Genomic DNA, 20,015 nt, shown 5'->3' on the forward strand with positions numbered 1-20,015 from the left:
TGCTCTCCCACCGGCCGTCCCCTGCACGGTGTTCTCCCACGCGATGTTCTCCGGCTCAGTGCCGAAGGCGCGGGAACTTCCGTCCCTGTGCGGCCTGTTCGGCCTTCACTTCGGCCGCGTACCGGTCGACGTACTCCTGCCCCGACAGGTTCAGGATCGCGTACATGATCTCGTCGGTGACGGCCCGCAGCGCCGTCTTCTCGTTCTCCATGCCGGCGAACCGCGAGAAGTCCAGCGGCTCCCCGAACCGGATCGTCACCCGCTTGACCTTCGGGATCTTCCGCCCCGGCGGCTGGATCTCGAACGTCCCCACCATCGCGCACGGCACCACCGGGACACCCGCCCTGATCGCCATCACCGCGACGCCGACCTTGCCCTTGTACAGGCGCCCGTCGTGCGAGCGCGTGCCCTCCGGGTAGATCCCCAGCAACTCGTCCTTCGCGAGCACCCCGAGCCCCTCCCGCACGGCCGCCTTCCCTGCCTCCTTGCCGGATCTGTCGACCGGAATCTGCCCCGCGCTGCGGAAGAACGCGGCCGTCAGCCGCCCCTTCACCCCGGGCCCGGTGAAGTACTCCGCCTTGGCGAGGAAGGTGATTCTCCGCTTCAGTACGGCGGGCATCAGGAAGTGGTCCGAGAACGACAGGTGATTGCCCGCGACGATCGCCGCCCCGGCCGCGGGAATGTGCCGCAGCCCCTCGATCCGGGGGCGGAACAGAAGTCTCAGCAGCGGTCCGAGGACGACATGCTTGAGCACGTAATAGAACACCCGGTTGCTCCCTCTGGTGACGGATCGCCCTGTGGGCTGTCCTGTGCTGGTCAGGGCTTGTTTCGGGGGCGCTCAGTGTAGGGGCGGGTCCCGTCCCGGGTAACCATGCGCGGCCGTTCCGGTGCCGACTCGATGTTCTGTCCTGATCCGTTGGGGGATCGATCTCGGTGGGCGGGGTGCGAGCGGGGTGCGGATGCGGAAAATTCATCATTCTTCGCAGGGTTCGGGGCGTCGATGGTCTGGTCAAGGAATCTCTTTGCCCCATCGATCTTGTTGCTTTGCGAGCCTCTTGGGTCCAATGAGGTGCACCCACCAGGTGCGTGCCACAGGAGGGCTGTTACCCGTGATTCCTCGCACACTTCCGGATGTCCGGCAGCCCTCGGGCGTCCCGCGGCCACAAGCCGCGCGGGGCGGCCGGGAGGCCCTCGCGGTCCACCGGCACGAGCGGCGCAATGCCCTGCACATCCTGTACGGCCTGATGGAGCTCGCCGAGCAGGCGGAGAAGCGCTCCGGGGCGACCGCCGCTGCGGCGGGGCTGCCGTTCGGCGAGCTCCTGGATGCCGCGAAGCGGATCGAAGTGCCCCTGGTCATGGCCCAGTTGGTCGGGAAGGCCATGGCCGCCGAGCAGCGGGGGGTGGTCCTGACGCTGAGCCCGCGGTCCGTGCTGAGCGGGCGGGACGGGCGGGACGGGCGGGACGGGCGGGACGAAGAGATCGTCACCGTGCTGGGGAATCTGATCGACAACGCCCTGGACGCCGTGACGGACGGCGGGGCGGACGCCGTGACGGACGGCGGGACTGTGGAGCCCCGTGTCGAGGTCTCCCTGTGCGAGGACGAGGAAGAGGGCTGCGTGGTGGTCACGGTCGCCGACAACGGACCCGGCGTCACCCCGGACCTTCGGCGGCGGATCTTCGCCCCGGGGTTCTCCACGAAGCCCCGTACCGGCGTACGGGTCAGAGGACTCGGCCTCGCGCTGATCCGGGCCGTCACCATCGACGGCGGCGGGACGGTCACCGTCGCCGACCGGGACGACGGCGGTCGTGGAGCGGTGTTCACCGTGCGGCTGCCGACCGCACCGGGGAGAGGCGGGGGAGCCTGCGGTGATTGAAGTCCTCATCGTCGACGACGACTTCTACGTGGCGAAGATCAACGCCCATTACGTGTCGGAGGTGCCGGGCTTCAGGGTCGCCGGCATCGCGCACGACGCCGCGCCCGCGCTCGCCGCGGTGGAGCGCGGCGGCATCGATCTGATCCTGCTCGACCAGCATCTGCCCAGCGAGAGCGGGGTGTCCCTGGTCCGCAGGATGCGCGGGCTCGGGTACGACATCGACGTCATCATGGTCACCGCGGACCGCCGCGCCGCCTCCGTGCGCGAGGCCCTGCGCTTCGGCGTCCTGCAGTACATCGTCAAGCCGTTCACCTGCGAGGGCCTGCGCGCCAAGCTGGAGGCGTACGTCCGGCTGCGCACCACCATCGAGGACGGCGCCGAGATGGACCAGGCCCGCATCGACCGGATGCTGGGCGCACTGCGCACCCCCGAGAGCGAGCACGCCCTGCCGAAGGGCTTCTCGGAGCGGACCGCCGAGCTGGTCAAGCGGATCGTCGGGGAGTACGGGGCGGGCCGGCAGATCTCCGCGCAGGAAGTGGCCGAGCGGGCCAGGATCAGCCGGTCCACCGCGCAGCGCTATCTCAAGTACCTCGCCGAGGCGGGGAAGTTGAGGCTGACGTTGAGGTACGGCGACAGCGGGCGCCCCGAGCACCTGTACGCGAGCAGCTGATGGAGTGGGACGAGTACGGGCTGCCCGTGTGGTTCTCCGTCTGGTTCCGGCAGGACATCGTGGCGGCCGGACGGCTGCCCCTCTTCGCGTTCCTCGTCGGTCTGCTCGCGGCCTTCGTCGGGATCCGGGTCAGCGTCCGGCTGATCCGGGCCGGGGCCCGCTGGTGGCCGGGCAATGTGCGGCTCGGCGGACTCCATGTCCACCACGCCGTCTTCGGCCTGGTGGCCATGGTGGCCGCGGGCATCGCGGGGCTGGCGGTGCCGGACGGGATGCCCGGCTGGCGGGCGGCCCCCGCGCTGCTCTTCGGGGTCGGCACGGGTCTGGTCCTCGACGAGTTCGCACTGATCCTGCACCTGGAGGACGTGTACTGGACCGAGCGCGGCCGCACCTCGGTCGACGCGGTCTTCGCGGCGGTCGCACTGAGCGGCATGGTCCTGATCGGTCTGCGCCCGCTGGGACTCCACGGGTCCGCCCGCGGCGGCCCGGGGCTGGTGAGCGGAGTGACCGTGTCCCTGGTGCTGGCCGTGGTCACCCTGGTCAAGGGCAAGATCTGGACCGGCCTGGTCGGCATCTTCTGTCCACCGCTGCTGGTCGCGGGCGCGCTGCGGCTCAGCCGCCCGCAGGCGCCGTGGGCCCGCTGGCGGTACGGAGCACGGCACCCGTACAAACAGCACCGCGCCCAGCTGCGCGAACTCCGGCTGCGGGTACCGGTGATCGCGGCGAAGGTACGCGTCCAGGAGGCACTGGCGGGACGCCACGACCTGCCGGACCCGCGAGCGGGCGAGGCTCCCGGCCTCCGGCAGGGCGCGGTCGCTGATCTTCGGCTGGGCGCTGCCACCGCCCCCGGGCCGGGCGCGGCCGTTGATCCCAGGCTGGGTGCGGCCACCGCCCCCGGGCCGGGCGCGGCCGTTGATCCCAGGCTGGGTGCGGCCACCGCCCCCGGGCCGGGCGCGGCCACTGATCCCAGGCTGGGTGCGGCCACCGACCCCAAGCCGGGCACGGCCACTGATCCCAAGCCGGGCGCGGCCACCGATCCCCGGCCGGGTGCTGCCCCCGCCGGTTCCGGGCACGTACGGTCGGCCGCCTTTGGATTTACGAGCAGAACGGGCTTTTCGCCGTCAAGTCGCTTTGCGCCCACAAGCGATCGCGCGAGCCCGCCGGTCACCTAGCCTCCACACCACAGCCAGGCACCCGCAGGGAATCCGCCAGGACAGGAAGACCATCGTGCTGACCCGTATCCTCCCGCCGCCAGGACCTGCCCGGATGCTCACCGTCATCACCATGGTGATGGCCCTCGGGCAGGGTCTGTGGATGGCCATCAACGCGATCTACGCGGTGACGGTGATCCGACTCACGCCGGGGCAACTCGGCCTCAGCGTCGGCATATCGGCCGCGCTCGTACTGGTGTCGAGCATTCCGCTCGGGCACCTCGCCGACCGGGCCGGACCCAGGACCGTACAGATGTGGTCCTTCCTGGCACTGGCACCGCTGACGGCGGCCCTGGTGCTCGTGGACGGCTTCTGGTCGTACCTGGTCGTCACGTCCGTCCAGGGCTTCGCCTACCGGGCGGGCAACAACGCCCGCAAGGCGATGATCGCGGCGAACGTGCCCCGGGAGAACCGCGCGCACGTGATGGCGTACATCCGTGCGTCCCTCAACGCGACGATGGCGATCGGCGCCTGTCTGTCCGGGCTCGTGCTCGCCTGGGGGGCCCGCGAGGGGTATCAGGCCGCCGTTCTGTTCACCGCCCTCTGCTTCCTCGCGACGGGACTGCTCACGCTGAAGGAGCCTCCGGTCGCGCCGGTGCCGGCCTCGGCGGGCGCCGCGTTCGCGGTCCTGCGCGACGGGCCGTTCCTGCTGTTCACCGCGTTGGACGGGCTGCTCGTCACGCACGCGCTGCTGCTCGATCTCGTACTGCCGCTGTGGGTGGTCCACCACACGGAGGCGCCGCGCTGGATGAGCGCGGTCGTCCTGCTGATCAACACCGGGTTCGTGGTGGCCTTCCAGACGAGGGCCGCGCGCGGCACCGACACGCCCCGGTCCGCCTCGTGGGCGAGCACGCAGGGCGCCTGTTGCGTCGCGGTGGCCTGTCTGGTGTTCGCCGTGTCGGGCGGCAAGGGGATGTTCGAGGCGTGCCTCCTGCTGGTCGTCGGTGCGCTGCTGCACGCGCTGGGCGAGATCCGGCAGGCGGCGGGCAGCTGGACCATCGCCTTCGACCTCGCCCCCGACCACGCCCAGGGCCAGTACCAGGGCACGTACAAGATGGGCGGCGACATCGGCAAGATGTTCGCCCCCGCGCTCTTCGCCTGGCTGATCTTCGACAACGGCACCACCGGCTGGATCGTCCTCGGGGTGTCGTACGCGGTCCTGGGCGCCGCGATGCCGGCGGTCGTCGCGCGGGGCACCCGCAGCCGCGACCGGGCCGCGGCAGCCGCCGGAGCCAAGGGCCAGGATCCGGCTGCCGCCACTGTCGGCTGACGGTGCCGCCACCGTCGGCCGACGGTGCATCCGCCGCGGCCGAGGTATCCGCCGCGGCCGAGGCATCCGCTCCGTCCTGCCGACGGACTCCGCAGGGCCGGTCAGGCCCGACCCCCACCGATCCACAGAATCGACGAGGTACCCCATGATCTGCACCATCGCGCCACGGAGCGTGAACCTCCAGGGCGTCTGCCTGGTGGACGAGGCGCACGGCTGGGCCGTCGGCGACGGCGGCATGATCCTCGCGACCGACGACGGCGGCCACCGCTGGCAGTCCCAGGGCGACACCGACAAGGACCTGCGCGCCGTCTGCTTCGCCGACACCGAGCGCGGCTGGACGGCCGGCCGGGACGGCACCCTCCTGCACACCACGGACGGCGGCCGGACCTGGGAGCGGCGCGACGCGGGCACCGACCGCAATCTGTACGGCATCTCCTTCGAGCCGTCGGGCCTGGCCGGCTGGGCGGTCGGCGACAGCGGCGTGATCCTCGCGACCGTGGACGGCGGCCTCACCTGGCAGCGCCAGCACTCCGACGACACCCACTTCACCCGCTGCTTCACGCTCGACGAGAACACCGCCTGGGCGATTGGCAAACGCGGCAACATCCACGCCACCGTCGACGGCGGCGCGACCTGGACCGTCCAGCGGAGCGACGCGGAGGTCGACCTGCGGGGCATCCACGCGGTCTCCCGCGCGCTGTGCTGGGCGGTGGGCCGCATGGGCACCGTGCTGCGCTCCGAGGACGGCGGCGGGACATGGCTGCGCGAGGACGCGGGGACCGGTCTCGACCTGTACGGGCTGTGGGCCGCGCCGGACGGCCGGGAGGTCCGCACCTCGGGCGACGACGGCGTGATCCTCGCCTCGCACGACGGCGGCCGCACCTGGGCACCGCAGTCCAGCGGCACCGCGGCGGACGTGGTCTCCCTGGCGCTGATGCCCGACGCCCGGCACGGCTGGACGGTCGGCGACAACGGCCTCGTCCTGCGCACCGGGGACGGCGGTGAGACCTGGACCCCGCAGCTCACCGGCGTCCACAAGGACCTGACCGGGCTGTACGGGGCGGGCGACGCCCGCTGGGCGGTCGGCCAGGACGGTGTGCTGGCCGCCAGTACGGACGGCGGTGCGACCTGGCAGATCGGGGACACCGGAACCGGCGCGCTGATCTGGGACGTGCACTTCGCGGCGGACGGCGAGCACGGCTGGGCGGTCGGGGACGCGGGCACCGTGCTGCGCACCGTGGACGGCGGCACGCACTGGACACCGGCGGACAGCGGGGTGCGACTGCCGCTCTTCGGCGTGCACTTCGAGGCGGGCGGCGAGCGGGGCTGGGCGGTGGGCGAAGCGGGCACGCTGCTGGCCACGCAGGACGGCGGTGCGACCTGGACCCCGCGGGACAGCGGAGTGCAACAGCCGCTGCTGGGCGTGCACTTCGAGGCCGAGGGCAAGCAGGGCTGGGCGGTCGGCGGCGACGGAGCCGTCCTGGCCAGCGACGACGGCGGCACCACCTGGCAGCGCCAACGGACCGGAACCCGGGCGACGTTGAGCCACCTCCACGCGGGCCCCGCGGGCCGTGCCACCGTGGTGGGCAGGTCCGGCACCCTGCTCGTCACGCAGGACGGCGGCACGACCTGGACCCCGCGGGACAGCGGCACCGACGTCAGCCTGTGGGGCGTCGCCTTCACGGAACAGGGCGAGCGGGGCTGGGCAGTGGGCGACGGCGGTACCGTCCTGGCGACGCGGGACGGCGGTCTCTCCTGGTCCGCCCAGGACAGCGGGGTCGTCGACAACCTGAAGGCGGTCTGGGCGCACCCGGACGGCCGGCGGGTCCACGCGGTCGGGGACGGCAGCTCGGTCATCGCCACCCGGGACCGGGGCGCGACCTGGACCCTGGAAGTGGCGAGCACCGGCCGCAACCTGTACGGGGTCCACCTCTTCCCCGGCGAGAAGGACGGCTTCTCCGGCGGGCGGGACGGCTTCCCCGGCGGCATGAACGGCTGGGTGGTCGGCGACGGCGGTACCGTGCTCGCGGTCCGCGACGGCGGCCGCTTCGCACCGCGGCCGAGCGGCACGGCGGCCAACCTGTACTCGGTCTCACCGGCCGGTGCCGCCGTCGCCTGGGCGGTGGGCCGCGCCGGTACGATCCTGCACACCCGCGACGCGGGCGCCACTTGGCGGCAGCAGGCCGGCGGCAGCACCAAGGACCTCCTCGAAGTCCACGTACGCCCGGACGCGTTGACGGCCTGGGCGGTCGGCGACCGGGGCACGATCCTCGCCACCGTCGACGGCGGCACGACCTGGCGGCACCAGCCGAGTCCCTACCGGAACTGCGGTCTGTGGGCCGTGGACTTCGCCGACGCCTCCACGGGCTGGGCGGTGGGCACCGGCGGCACCGTGTTCGCCACCACCGACGGCGGTACGACCTGGCGGGTCCAGGACAGCGGCGGCGAGGACGACCTGATCGACGTGCACGCCGTCGACGCCCGGACGGCCTGGGCGGTGGGCCACCGCGGCACGATCCTGCGGACCCGGGACGGCGGCCGCAACTGGCACCGCTGCCCGAGCCCCACCGGCCAGAACTTCACCGCGGTCCACTTCACGCCGGACGGCAGGAACGGCAGCGCGGTGGGCCGCAGCGACACGGTGATCACGACGCGGGACGGCGGCGGGACGTGGCAGCCGGGTTCCACCGGCTCGGGGATGTCCCTGTGGAACGTCCAGGTGTTCACCGGTCTGGAAATCTGGACGGTCGGCGACGAGGGCCATGTGCTCTCGACCGCCGACGGCGGCACAACATGGAACCAGCACTTCTACAGCCCGGAGAAGGACAAGCGATGACCGAGATCAAGACGTTCGAAGACGTTCCCCCCACCACGCTGGCGGACCTGCTGGGCCGGGCCCAGGTGATGGACGCCGGGATCCGGCCGCTGTGGGACTCGCCCCGCATCGCGGGCCCCGCCTACACGGTGCGGTGCGTGCCCGGCGACAACCTGATGCTGCACGCGGCGATCTACCGGGCGGAACCCGGCTCGGTCGTCGTCGTCGAGTCGGGAGACCTGGACCACGCGCTGGCGGGCGGCAACGTGTGCGCGGTGGCGCAGCGCCGGGGCATCGCGGGGTTCGTGGTGGACGGAGTCATCCGCGACCTCGCGGAGGTCCGCGAGGCGGGCTTCCCGGTGTTCTCCCGAGGCGTCATCCCGATCCCCGGCACGAAGAAGAAGCTGGGCGAAGTGGGGGCCGCGGTACGGGTGGGCGGCGTGCTCATCAACCCGGGCGACGTGGTGGTGGCGAACGAGGAGGGCGTGGTCGTCACGCCGTCCGCCCGTGCGCAGGAGGTGCTCGAAGCGGCGCGGGCGAAGCTCGTGAAGGAGGCCGGCGAGACGCTGGACGCCTGGGAGGAGAACCACCGGGCGCGGATCGAGAAGGCGCTGAGCGAACAGGGCTTCACGGACTGAGGCCCGAGGAGAGACCGTGAGGCACGCACGGGCGGCCGGTGGACCAACCCCACCGGCCGCCCACTGCTGTACCCGCGCACCCGACACTCCGTAACGCCCGCACACTCCGTAACGCCCGCACACTCCGCAACGCCCGCGCACCCCGCAACGCCCGCCTAGGCCCGCAGAGCCCCCGCTTCTCGCGCGCGCGTGCTCCGCAACGTGCCCGTACGCCCGCAGTGCCTGCGTCCCGCAACGTCCCCGTCGCCCGCAGAGCCCCCGGTCCCCAGCAGCGCCCGCTCGCCCGCGCATCCCGCAACGCCCGCGCGTCCTGTACGCCCGCAACGCCCTCGCACCCGCACGCTCCGCACCCCGCAACGTCCCTGTACGCCCGCAGTGCCCGCGCCTCGTAACGCCCGCGCGCCCGCAGTGCCCCCGGTCCCCAGCAGCGCCCGCTTGCCGGGTCGCCCGCGCTCCCCGCAACGCCCGTGCGCCCGGTACGCCCGTAGCGCCCACGTGCCCCGCAGTGCCTGCAATGTGCTCGTACCCGTGTGCCCCGTACGCCCGCAGAGCCCCCCGTCCCCCGCAGTGCCCCCGGTCCCCAGCAGCGCCCGCTTGCCGGGTCGCCCGCGCTCCCCGCAACGCCCGCGCGCCCGGTACGCCCGTAGCGCCCACGTGCCCCGCAGTGCCTGCAATGTCCTCGTACCCGTGTGCCCCGTACGCCCGCAGAGCCCCCCCGTCCCCCGCAGGGTGCCCGGTCCCCAGCAGCGCCCGCTTGCCGGGTCGCCCGCGCTCCCCGCAACGCCCGCGCGCCTGGTACGCCCGTAGCGCCCACGTGCCCCGCAGTGCCTGCAACGCCCTCGCACCCGTGTGCCCCGTACGCCCGCGTAGGCCCACAGAGCCCCCGCGCGCCTCCGCACCCGCGCGCCCCGCTCCCCGCAACGCCCGTATGCCCGCATGTCTGTGTGCACCCGCACCGGCCACCCGCACGGGCCACCCGCACCGGGCACGTGCCCCCGTACCCGCACCGTCCTCGTGTCCCCCCCCGCGAGGCCCGCGCGCCCAGCCCGACCGCCCCGCAACTCCCGTGAGCACAAAGGGATTTACTCGGCTCAAGAGTGTTTAGGGGTTCAGCGCGCGCAATAGAGAGCCTGGTCGGCCGCGTCGATAGCGTCCTGTACGTCCCGTTCCCGAAGCGTTCGGATCGTCATGACCACAGCACTGAACCCGCGCCTGGGCGCCGGCCTTCTCGAACACGCCCGTCTGCAGCCGGCACGCACGGCCCTGACCGTCGGCCGCCGCGACTACAGCTACGAAGAGGCCGTCGACACCGCCCGCCGCTGGGCCTCCCTGCTCGTCGAGTCCGTCGGCGGCCGGCCGGGGCGCGTCGGCGTGTTCGCCCAGCGCAGCGAAGCCTCCTACCTCGGGGTGGCCGCCGCCCTCTTCGCCGGCGCCGCCTTCGTGCCGCTCAACCGGAAGTTCCCCGTCGAGCGCACCCGCTCGATGCTGGAGCGCGCCGAGGTCGACGCTTTGATCGTCGACGCCGCCTCACTGCCCGCCCTCGCCGACGTACTCCGGGGCCTGCGCCGCAAGCCCGTCGTGCTGCTTCCCGACGTCGTACGGAGCGAGGCCGGGGAACTCGGCCCGGACGTACGGGTGCTGGACGCCATGGACCTCGCCATCGCCCCGCCCCTGCTCCAGCTCCCCCCGGTGGACGCCACCGACGTCGCGTACCTGCTCTTCACCTCCGGCAGCACCGGCACCCCCAAGGGTGTCCCGGTGACGCACGGGAACGTGCGGGCCTTCCTCGACGCCAACCAGGAGCGCTATCGGCTCACCGCCGACGACCGGCTCACCCAGACCTTCGACCAGACCTTCGACCTGTCGGTCTTCGACCTGTTCATGGCCTGGGAGAACGGCGCGCGGCTCTGCGCGATGGACCCCCTGGAGATCATCGCGCCCGCCAAGTACCTGGAGCGCAACGGAATCACCGTGTGGTTCTCCGTGCCCTCCGTCGGCGCCGTGCTGCGCAAGCGGGGAGCGCTCAAGCCGGGATCCATGCCCACCCTGCGGTGGAGCCTGTTCTGCGGCGAACCGCTGCCCCGGGCCACCGCCGAGGCGTGGCAGGCGGCCGCGCCCCACTCGACGGTCGAGAACCTCTACGGGCCCACCGAGCTCACCGTCGCCTGCACCGTCCACCGCTGGGACCCGGCGACCAGCCCGGCCGCCTGCGTCCACGAGAACGTACCCATCGGACGCCCCTACCCCGGCCTCCAACCCCTCGTCGTGGACGAGGAGTTGAACCCCGTGCGAGCGGGGGAGAGCGGCGAGCTCTGCATGGCCGGGGCCCAGACCACCCCGGGCTACTGGCAGGCCCCGGACCTCACCGCCGCACGCTATTTCCGCCGGGCGGGCAGGACCTACTACCGCACCGGCGACCTGGTCCGGCTGCAGGACGGCGAGTACGTCTGCCTCGGACGCAACGACCAGCAGGTCAAGGTCGGCGGGCACCGCATCGAACTCGGCGAGATCGAGGCCGTGCTGCGCAGGGCCGGCGCCGTCGAGGCCGTCGCCCTGGTGTGGCCGGACCGGGACACCCTGACCGCCGTGGTCTCCGGCGTCCCGGACCCGGACCCGCTCGCCGCGGCCTGCGAGGCCGCCCTGCCCGCGTACATGACGCCGCGTTCCGTGCGTCTCGTCGACGAGCTGCCGGTCAACGGCAACGGCAAGGTCGACCGCGCCGCACTCCGGCGCCTGCTCGACGCCCCGGCCGACGCCGGCCGGGCCTGACCACCACCCCCATACCCGCAGAAAGGGCATCGTGTGAGCAACGTCGACCAGCTCATCGCCTCCACCCTCGGCATCGCCGAGGAGCGCGTCACGGACGGGCTCGAATACCAGTCGATCAAGGAATGGGACTCGCTCCGGCACGTGTCGCTGATGGTCGCGATCGAGGAGGAGTACGGCGTCGAGGTCGACGACGACCTCGTGCTGACCCTGCGTTCCGTGGCCGACATCCGCGAGTACGCCGCCACCCTGGCCACCCTGGCCGCCGGGACCGCCGCCGGGACCGCTGCCGGGACGGCGGTCCAGGAAGCCCGTACCACCGCGGAGGCCGCCACCAAGGCCCCCGAGTCCGGCCGCGCCGTCCACCGGGGCCTGGAAGGCATCGCCTTCGACCGCACCACCATCACCCGTATCGACGGCACCGCGGGCATCCTCGAATACCGCGGCTACAGCATCCACGACCTCGCAGGGCAGGCCTCCTTCGAAGAGGTCGCCCACCTTCTCGTACACGGTGAACTGCCCGACGCGGCAGCCCTGGAGAGCTTCGCGAAGCAGCTGACCGTGGCCCGCGAGCTGCCCGCCCCCGTGCTCGAACTCGCCCGTTCCCTCGCGCACGCCCACCCCATGGACGCGCTGCGCACCTGCGTCTCCGCGCTCGGTGCCTACGCGCCGCGCCGCGCCCACGGCACCGACGAGAGCATCGAAGAGGCCCGCCGCACCGGCATCGAGCTGATCGCGCAGATCCCGATGCTGGTCGCCGCCCACCACGCCTTCCGCAGCGGCCGGGAGCCGCTGTGGCCCGACGAGGACGCCACGCACGCCGAAGCCTTCCTCACCGTCCTGCTCGGCGAGAAGCCGGGCCCGGCCGCCGTGCGGTTCATCAACAAGGGCTTCATCGTGCACGCCGACCACAGCTCCAACGCGTCCGCGTTCACCGCCAGGGTCGCCATCGGCTGCCGGGCCGGCATGACCGCGGCCGTCACCGCCGCCGTCGCCGCCTTCGCCGGTTCCGTGCACGGCGGCGCCGCCGAGCGCGTCGTCGGCCTCATCGACCGGGTCGGCTCGCCCCGGAACGCCGAGGCGCACGTCGCCGAGCTCCAGGGGCGGGGCGAGCCCGTGATGGGGTTCGGGCACCGCGTCTACCGGACCGAGGACCCGCGCGTACGCCATCTGCGTTCCACCGTCGTGGAGTTGAGCGAGGAGCGCGGCGACGGCACCGGGCTGGAGATCCTCGACGCGGTGGCCGCGGCGATGGCCCCGTACCACCGGCACGGCGTCGCCGCCAACGTCGACCTGTACGCGGGGCTCGCGTACCGCCTGCTCGGGCTGCCCGACGACCTCGCCGTGCCGCTCTTCGTGGTGGGCCGCACCGCGGGCTGGGTCGCCCAGGCGCTGGAGCAGCAGTCCAACAACGTCCTGATCAGGCCGCTGCTCGACTACGTCGGCGAGCAGGACCGCGGCTACCCGGGGACGGCCGCACGATGACCCGTACCTCCGCACCCCGCACCCCTTCGACCGGTACCCCTTCGACCGGTACCTCCGCGCCCCGTACCCCCGCGCTGCCCGGCTTCGCCGCCGCGCACGGCTTCGCACTCGACGCCGTCCCGTACACCGGACGCGTCCTGATCGAGGCGCTGCTCAGGGACGGCGACCAGGACCGGGCCGCCCTCCTGGGCAAGCGGCTCGCCCGCGGCGAGGAACCGGACCTGGAGCTGCCGTTCCGTCCCGCCCGCATCCTGGTGCAGGACTACACCGGCATCCCGCTGCTCGTCGACCTCGCGGCGCTGCGCGACCGCGTCGCCGAACCGGGCCGGGTCAACCCGGCACTGCCCGTGGATGTCGTCGTCGACCATTCCGTACAGGCCGACTGGGCGGGCCGGCCCGACGCGCTCGGCCTCAACGAGGCCCTGGAGATGTCCCGCAACCAGGAGCGCTACGCCTTCCTGAAGTGGGCAGAAGGAGCCTTCGACGGGCTGCGGGTCATCCCGCCGGGGCGCGGCATCGTCCACCAGGTCAACCTGGAACAGCTCGCCACCGTCGTCGCCGAAGGGCCGGACGGGGAACTGTTCCCCGACACCGTCATCGGCACCGACAGCCACACCACCATGGTCAACGGGCTCGGCGTGCTCGGCTGGGGCGTCGGCGGCCTGGAGGCGGAGGCGCAGGTGCTCGGCCTCGCCCAGCCGCTGCGCGTCCCGCAGATCGTCGGCGTCCGCCTCACCGGCGTCGTCAGCCAGGGCACCTCGCCCACCGACGTGGTGCTCGCCCTGACCGAACGGCTGCGCGCGGAGAACGTACGGGCGCTGATGCTGGAGTTCACCGGGCCGGGACTCGGGGCGCTCAGCGCACCCGACCGCTGCACCATCGCCAACATGGCCCCCGAGTACGGTGCCATGTCCGCGTTCTTCCCGGTCGACGAGGAGACCCTCGACTACCTGCGGCGCACCGGCAGGTCCGAAGCCGACGCGGCACGGGTGCGCTCCTACTGCCGCGCCCAGGGACTGCTGCGCGAGGGCCCCGACCCCGTCTTCGGGCGCGTCATCGACTTCGACCTCGGCGAGGTCGGGCCGGGCCTCGCCGGGCCGAGCCGCCCCGACCAGCGGATCTCGCTCGGCGAACTGCCCGCCTCCTTCGAGGCGCTGCACCAGTCGTCCGAGGCACCGCGCAAGTCCTCCGAGCCGCAGCACGAGTCGTCCGAGGCACCGCACGAGGGGGAGATACGCACCGAGGACGGCATCACCGACGGCGACCTCGTCATCGCCGCCATCACCTCCTGCACCAGCACCTCCAACCCGAAGGCGATGCTGGCCGCGGGACTGCTCGCCCGGCGGGCCGTCGCACGCGGACTCACCGTGCCGGGACACGTCAAGACCAGCCTCTCGCCCGGCTCCCGCGCCGTCACCCGCTATCTGCGCGACTCGGGCCTCCTCGCCGACCTGGAGACGCTCGGCTTCCACGTCGCCGGTTACGGCTGCATGACCTGCAACGGCGGCAGCGGACCCCTCAACGCGGGGGTCGGCGAGGCCGTCGACCGGGCGGGCCTCACCGTCGCCGCCGTCCTCAGCGGCAACCGCAACTTCGAGTCCCGCGTGCACTCCCAGGTCCGCGCCGGATACCTCGCCTCCCCGGCCCTCGTCGTGGCCCTCGCCCTGGCCGGCACCGTCCGCGCCGACCTGGCGAGCGAGCCGCTCGGCACCGACCGCGAGGGCAACCCCGTCCATCTGCGGGACCTGTGGCCGCACAGCGGCGAACTGCGGGAACTGGAGGACGAGTTCGTCACCCCCGCCGTCTTCGCCCGCGAGGACGCCCCCGGCCCGGCCTGGCAGGCGATCCCCGCACCGCGGGGCGAGGTGTTCGCCTGGGACGAGGACTCCACGTACATCCGCCCGCCCGCCTATGTGGACCCGGCGCCCGCCCGCTCCTCCCTGACCGGCGCCCGTGCGCTGCTGGCGCTCGGCGACGACATCAGCACCGACCACATCTCACCGGTCGGTGCCATCCCGGCCGGTTCGCCCGCCGGGCGGCACCTGCTGGCGCGAGGGGTACGGGACTTCAACTCCTACGGCTCCCGGCGCGGCAACCACGAGGTGATGGCCCGCGGCACCTTCAGCAACCCGCGCCTGCGCAACTCCCTGGTCGGCGAGGGCGACAGCGGCGGTACGACACTGCACCTGCCGTCCGGCGAACGGCTGCCGGTCTTCGAGGCCGCCGAGCGCTACGCCGCCGAAGGCACCCCCCTCGTCGTCCTGGCCGGCCACAGCTACGGCATGGGCTCCTCCCGCGACTGGGCAGCGAAGGGCCCCTGGCTGCTGGGGGTGCGGGCGGTGCTCGCGGAGAGCTTCGAGCGGATCCACCGCGCCAACCTGTGCGCCATGGGCATCCTGCCGCTGCTGCTGCCCCGGAGCTGGGCCGGTCTCGGCCTGACCGGGCGCGAGGAGTACGCACTCGACCTCGACCGGGTGCGGGACACCGGCCGGGTGCCGGTCACCGCCGGTTCCCTCGCCTTCACCGCGGTGGCCGACGTGCGGTCGGCGGGGGAGTGGGACGTGGTCCTGGCGGGCGGCACCCTGCCGTACCTGCTGGGGCGGCTGCACGCGGAAGAGGCCGTGGCGGAGAGCCCGTACCCCGCGGAGGCCGCCCGGTGAGCACCGTGATCCCCGCGAGCACCGTGATGCCCGCGAGCACTGAGAGCGCTGCAAGCACTGCAAGCACTGCGAGCCCCACGAGCCCCACGAGCCCCACGAGCCCCGTGAGCACCCACCTCCTGGACCGGCTGGGGCTGCGCGAGGCCGCCGGCGCCGACGCGCTCGCCTCCGGCAGGAAGACGTTCGTACCGGTCCACGTCGGCAACCACGACGTGTCCATCGCCACCGTCCTGGACGAAATCGCCGCCGACCCCACCCTGCTGCCGCCCCGCACCGGCCACCTGGGCAACTGGGAGGACATCGCGGCAGGACGCTCGGGACCGATGGACTTCAACACCGCGATCTGCGGCGGCGGTCACGGCTATCCGCTGATCTACGGATTCACCCGCACCGAAGCCGACACGGAGGGCGGGGACGAGGCCTACCAGCCCGGCTCGCTGATCGAAGGGGGCAAGCGGCACACCCTCGCGCTGCACTCCTGGGACGGCACAGGCTTCGTGCGCAGGGACCGCTCGCGGGCCCTGTTCTGCCCGCTCGTGCAGGCGGAGGTGGACGGCTCGCTGCACCCCCTGGTGGACCTGCACTGGCAGCGCATGCAGGACCTCGGCTACCCCTTCAAGCAGTGGGCGGCCGCCCTCACCGACAACGCCGCGCTCGTCACCGACATGCTGACGCTGCTCCTGGAACAGGCGGCGGCGCAGGGCCGCAACCAGGCCTTCGCCGAACTGATCAGCCAGGCGGTACGGCTCGACGGCGAGGTGGCGCGCTGCGACCTGCGCCCGGACGGCACCGGCTATCTGCTCGACGGCCACCGCTATCCGTCGGCGCGCGCACTCGCCGAGACCGTACTGCTGACGGTGCGCGCCCTCGTGGAGCCCGCGGAGTTCTTCGCCAGGATGCCCGAACTGCCGCCGGTGCTCCCGGTGATGTCGCTGCAGCTCACCAACGTGCTGTTCGCGCTGCTCGACATGCACCACCCGGACGCCCCGCCCGGCGCTCCGGAAGCGCCGTTCATCACCCACCTCCACTGGGGTGCGCGGGCCATGGCGGGCTGCCCGCCCCGGCGCGGCGGCTATCTCTCGCGCCGCTCCACGGTGCGTTCCCTGCGCGCCCTCACCGACCCGCTGACCGAGCACTTCGACGAGGCCGCCCCGATGGCGTTCGTGCTGCTGCCCGCGCAGGCCTTCATGCTCTGCCCGCCCAGCACTTCGCCCGACGACGCCGAGGTCCTCGCTGGCCTGTTCGCCGCCGTACGGGCCGCAGGCCCCGCCGCCGCGTACGAGACGACGCTGGGCTGGCTCGACGGCAACGGCGAGCGGCTCTCCGGGTATCTGCGCGGCCGCTTCAGGAGCGGCAGCGGAGTACCCGCGGACGGCGCACTGCGCGAGCCCGCCGTGCCGGTGGAACCCGAGGGCTTCCGCGAGCTGAGCTTCCGTCAGGCATGCGGCGCGGTCGCGGCCTTCGAGGAGGTACTGGGATGAGGATCGCCCACCGCGAGGTCGTCGTCCGCCTCAGGGAGCCGTTCATCAGCAACACCGGCGTCACCACCGAGGTGCGCCAGCGGATCGTCGAGCTCGACTGGGACGGCCACACCGGCTACGGCACCGCGCGCGGCGCTTCCGCGGCCGAACTGGCAGCCTGTGAACCGCTCCTTGACGGTGCGTCACCGTACGAGATCCGGCGCGTGCTGCACGGCATCGACCGCATTGGCGGTGTCGACGGCAGCGGCGGAGTCGGCCCCGCCACGCGGGCCGCCCTCGACATGGCGCTGCACGACCTGCTGGGCAAGGCCTGCGGGCAGCCGCTGCACCGCCTGCTCGGCCTCGGCGGGCTGCCGCCGCAGCCCACGGCCCTGTCCATCGGAGTCTGCTCGGACGAGGAACTCGTCGTACGGGCCGGGGAGTTGGCCGACTGGCCGGTCCTCAAGCTGAAGCTCACCCCCGAGGACGACGGCAGTCGGGCCGGGGTGCTCCGCTCCGTCTACGGCGGGCGCATCCGGGTCGACGGCAACGGCTCCTGGACGCCCGAACAGGCACTCAAGGTCGCCGAAGAGCTCCACCGGCACGACGTCGAGCTCCTCGAACAGCCCATCGCACCGGGGCAGTTGGACGACCTCCGGCAGGTGCACGAACGCTCCCCCGTGCCGGTCTTCGCCGACGAGGACTGCGGCGGGCCCGAGGACGTCCTGCGGCTGCGCGGCCGGGTCGCCGGAGTCAACATCAAGCTGCTCAAGTGCGGCGGCCTCGCCCGCGCCCACCAGATGATCACGCTCGCGCACGCCTGCGACCTGCAGGTCATGCTCGGCTGCAAGGTGGAGAGCAGCCTCGGCACCACCGCCATGGCACAGCTCGCAGGACTCGCCGACCAGCTCGACCTGGACGGTCCCGTCGGCCTGCTCGACGACCCGTTCACCGGCGTGCGCATCGACCGCGGCGCCCTGATCCTGCCCTCGACGCCCGGCATCGGCGCCGCCCCCACGGCCGGGCCCGCCGAGTTCGCCACGTTCGCAGCCACGTACACACAGGAGGAGGACTGACATGCGGCCGCGCTGTGCCGCCCTTGCCGACTTCGCCGTCGCCGACTTCGCCATCGCCGTGACACTGCGCGCACCCGTCCGCGAGCCCGGTTGACCGCAGCCTTCCCCCTTCCCCTTTCCTCCTTCCCCTCTTCCCCCTTCCCCCGGCAGACCCTCTGCCCCAAGCCCTTGGGAGATCCACCGGTGAGCAGCCCGCAGCGCCGCATGATGAAGCTCGGCGCCTTCCTTCCCGCGCCAGGTCACCACGTCGCCGCCTGGCGGCACCCGAACGCCCGCCCCGACGGCGGCCTCGACTTCGACCACTACCGCTCGCTCGTACAGACCGCGGAGCGCGGCAAGTTCGACATGATCTTCCTGTCGGACGGGGCCGGCGTACGCACCAAGTACAAGGACGCCGACGAACTCAGCAGGCAGGGCCGCATGGTCCACTTCGAGCCGATGACGCTGCTGTCCGCGCTCGCCGTGCACACCACGCACATCGGCCTGACGGCGACCTCCTCGACGACGTACAACGAACCCTTCACCGTGGCCCGGCAGTTCGCCTCCCTCGACCACCTCAGCGCGGGCCGCGCCGGCTGGAACGTCGTCACCTCCGCCACCGACGCCGAGGCGCGCAACTACCACCTCGACAAGCAGCCCGAGCACTCGGCGCGCTACCGCAGGGCACGCGAGTTCATGGAGGTCGTCACCGGCCTCTGGGACAGCTGGGAGGACGACGCCTTCCTGTACGACAAGGAGTCCGGCCGCTTCTTCGACCCGGAGAAGCTGCACATCCTCGGCCACCGGGGCGAGCACTTCCAGGTGCGCGGCCCGCTCAACGTGGCCCGCCCGCCGCAGGGTTACCCGGTGATCGTGCAGGCCGGATCCTCCCCGGACGGCCAGGACTTCGCCGCCCGCTGGGCCGAGGTCGTCTTCACCGTGCAGCAGACCCTGGACCAGGCGCAGGTCTACTACCGGGGCCTGAAGAAGCAGGTCGCCGACTGCGGCCGCGACCCCGACGACGTGAAGATCCTGCCCGGCGCCTTCATCGTCGTCGGCCGCACCCAGGCCGAGGCCGAGGACAAGTACGAGACGCTGCAGGCGCTCGTCGACCCGGTGGTGGGCCTCGGCATGCTCTCGTACCAGCTCGGCATGGTCGACATCTCCGGCTACCCGCTGGACGGACCGCTGCCCGAACTGCCCGCCACCGAGGGCAGCACCAGCAAGCAGCAGATGATCTACGAGCAGGCCAGGCGGCAGGGGCTCACCATCCGCGAGCTGTACCTGTCCGTCGCCGCGGGCCGCGGTCACCGCTTCCTGCTCGGCACCCCCGAGACCGTCGCGGACCAGCTGGAGGAGTGGTTCGTGAACGAGGCCGCCGACGGCTTCAACATCATGCCGGACTACCACCCCGACGGCCTCGACGCGATCGTCGACCTGCTCGTGCCCGAGCTCCAGCGGCGCGGCCTGGTCCGCACCGAGTACGAGGGCACGACGCTGCGCGAGAACCTGGGCCTGCCACGTCCCGCGTTCGGCGCGGCAGCCGCTCTCGGCGCGGCGGCGGGCACCGGCGCGGCAGCGGGTGCGGGCAGGTGAGCGTCGACATGGCCACCATGACGGTGGACGGCGGCGACCTGCGCTCCGTACTGCGGGCGCACGCCGCCGGAGTCGCGGTGCTCACCGCCGCCGACGCTGCCGGACCGCTGGGCGTGACGGTGACCTCCTTCACCTCGGTGAGCGCCGCCCCCGCCCTGGTCTCCGTCACCCTCGCCGACACGTCCAGCACCTGGGCGCGGCTGCGGAACTGCGGTCACTTCGGCATCCAGCTGCTCGGGGCCCACCAGGCCGACCTGGCACAGCGCTTCGCCACGCCCGGCATCGACCGCTTCGCGCCGCCCACCGACTGGCAGCCGGGCCCGCACGGTGTTCCGCTGCTCGACGACTGCCTGAGCTGGCTGGTCTGCTCCCCGTACGAGCGGCTCCGGCTCGGCGACCACCACCTGCTGGTGGGCGCAGTCCAGCAGGTACGGCACGGGGCTCCCGGCGACGGCCTGGTGCATCTGCACGGGAGCCTGCGCCCCGTCACCGCTCCCACTCCCGCGAGGACCTGAACC

Annotated in this window: 14 protein-coding genes; 13 read left to right on the forward strand and 1 reads right to left on the reverse strand. The window is 72.8% G+C overall.

Features of this window, described 5'->3' with window-relative positions:
• Positions 1-55: 55 nt before the first annotated feature.
• Entirely contained in the window at positions 56-766 is a 711-nt protein-coding gene (locus ACH4SP_RS25585; RefSeq protein WP_398417884.1) for a lysophospholipid acyltransferase family protein, read from the reverse strand.
• 343 nt (positions 767-1,109) lie between these two features.
• On the opposite strand from ACH4SP_RS25585, the gene ACH4SP_RS25590 reads away from it, so the two are divergent.
• The 13 genes from ACH4SP_RS25590 (at position 1,110) to ACH4SP_RS25650 (ending at position 20,012) form a co-directional block, all read left to right on the forward strand.
• Complete coding sequence (locus tag ACH4SP_RS25590) at positions 1,110-1,874, forward strand: sensor histidine kinase (protein WP_398417885.1); 765 nt, start codon at positions 1,110-1,112, stop codon at positions 1,872-1,874.
• The gene (locus tag ACH4SP_RS25595) at positions 1,867-2,544 is read left to right on the forward strand and encodes a response regulator (RefSeq protein ID WP_398417886.1); all 678 of its coding nucleotides are present in this window, start codon (positions 1,867-1,869) and stop codon (positions 2,542-2,544) included. The genes ACH4SP_RS25590 and ACH4SP_RS25595 overlap by 8 nt, the downstream gene beginning before the upstream one ends.
• A complete protein-coding gene (locus tag ACH4SP_RS25600; protein WP_398417887.1) occupies positions 2,544-3,713 on the forward strand; it encodes a hypothetical protein in 1,170 nt (389 codons plus the stop codon). The genes ACH4SP_RS25595 and ACH4SP_RS25600 overlap by 1 nt, the downstream gene beginning before the upstream one ends.
• Before the next feature lie 55 nt (positions 3,714-3,768).
• Positions 3,769-5,022, forward strand: coding sequence for an MFS transporter (locus ACH4SP_RS25605; RefSeq protein ID WP_398417888.1), 1,254 nt, complete (start codon positions 3,769-3,771; stop codon positions 5,020-5,022).
• A gap of 145 nt (positions 5,023-5,167) precedes the next feature.
• The gene (locus tag ACH4SP_RS25610) at positions 5,168-7,858 is read left to right on the forward strand and encodes a WD40/YVTN/BNR-like repeat-containing protein (protein WP_398417889.1); all 2,691 of its coding nucleotides are present in this window, start codon (positions 5,168-5,170) and stop codon (positions 7,856-7,858) included.
• A complete protein-coding gene (locus tag ACH4SP_RS25615) occupies positions 7,855-8,475 on the forward strand; it encodes an RraA family protein (RefSeq protein ID WP_398417890.1) in 621 nt (206 codons plus the stop codon). The genes ACH4SP_RS25610 and ACH4SP_RS25615 overlap by 4 nt, the downstream gene beginning before the upstream one ends.
• A 1,188-nt stretch (positions 8,476-9,663) precedes the next feature.
• The gene (locus ACH4SP_RS25620; protein ID WP_398417891.1) at positions 9,664-11,244 is read left to right on the forward strand and encodes an amino acid adenylation domain-containing protein; all 1,581 of its coding nucleotides are present in this window, start codon (positions 9,664-9,666) and stop codon (positions 11,242-11,244) included.
• Between the two features lie 33 nt (positions 11,245-11,277).
• Positions 11,278-12,726, forward strand: coding sequence for a citrate/2-methylcitrate synthase (locus tag ACH4SP_RS25625; protein WP_398417892.1), 1,449 nt, complete (start codon positions 11,278-11,280; stop codon positions 12,724-12,726).
• Positions 12,723-15,386 (forward strand): aconitate hydratase AcnA, encoded by a 2,664-nt coding sequence (gene acnA / locus ACH4SP_RS25630; RefSeq protein WP_398417893.1) that lies wholly within the window; start codon positions 12,723-12,725, stop codon positions 15,384-15,386. Before ACH4SP_RS25625 ends, acnA begins: the two co-directional genes overlap by 4 nt.
• A gap of 104 nt (positions 15,387-15,490) precedes the next feature.
• Positions 15,491-16,867 (forward strand): DUF6025 family protein, encoded by a 1,377-nt coding sequence (locus ACH4SP_RS25635; protein ID WP_398417894.1) that lies wholly within the window; start codon positions 15,491-15,493, stop codon positions 16,865-16,867.
• Positions 16,864-17,922 carry an enolase C-terminal domain-like protein gene (locus ACH4SP_RS25640; protein WP_398417895.1) on the forward strand — a complete coding sequence of 353 codons (1,059 nt, stop codon included), beginning with the start codon at positions 16,864-16,866 and terminating at the stop codon, positions 17,920-17,922. The genes ACH4SP_RS25635 and ACH4SP_RS25640 overlap by 4 nt, the downstream gene beginning before the upstream one ends.
• 183 nt (positions 17,923-18,105) lie before the next feature.
• Entirely contained in the window at positions 18,106-19,497 is a 1,392-nt protein-coding gene (locus tag ACH4SP_RS25645; protein ID WP_398417896.1) for an LLM class flavin-dependent oxidoreductase, read from the forward strand.
• Between the two features lie 8 nt (positions 19,498-19,505).
• Entirely contained in the window at positions 19,506-20,012 is a 507-nt protein-coding gene (locus ACH4SP_RS25650) for a flavin reductase family protein (RefSeq protein ID WP_398417897.1), read from the forward strand.
• Positions 20,013-20,015: the final 3 nt, after the last annotated feature.

The organism is Streptomyces sp. NPDC021093 (assembly GCF_044333135.1).
Lineage (GTDB): Bacteria > Actinomycetota > Actinomycetes > Streptomycetales > Streptomycetaceae > Streptomyces.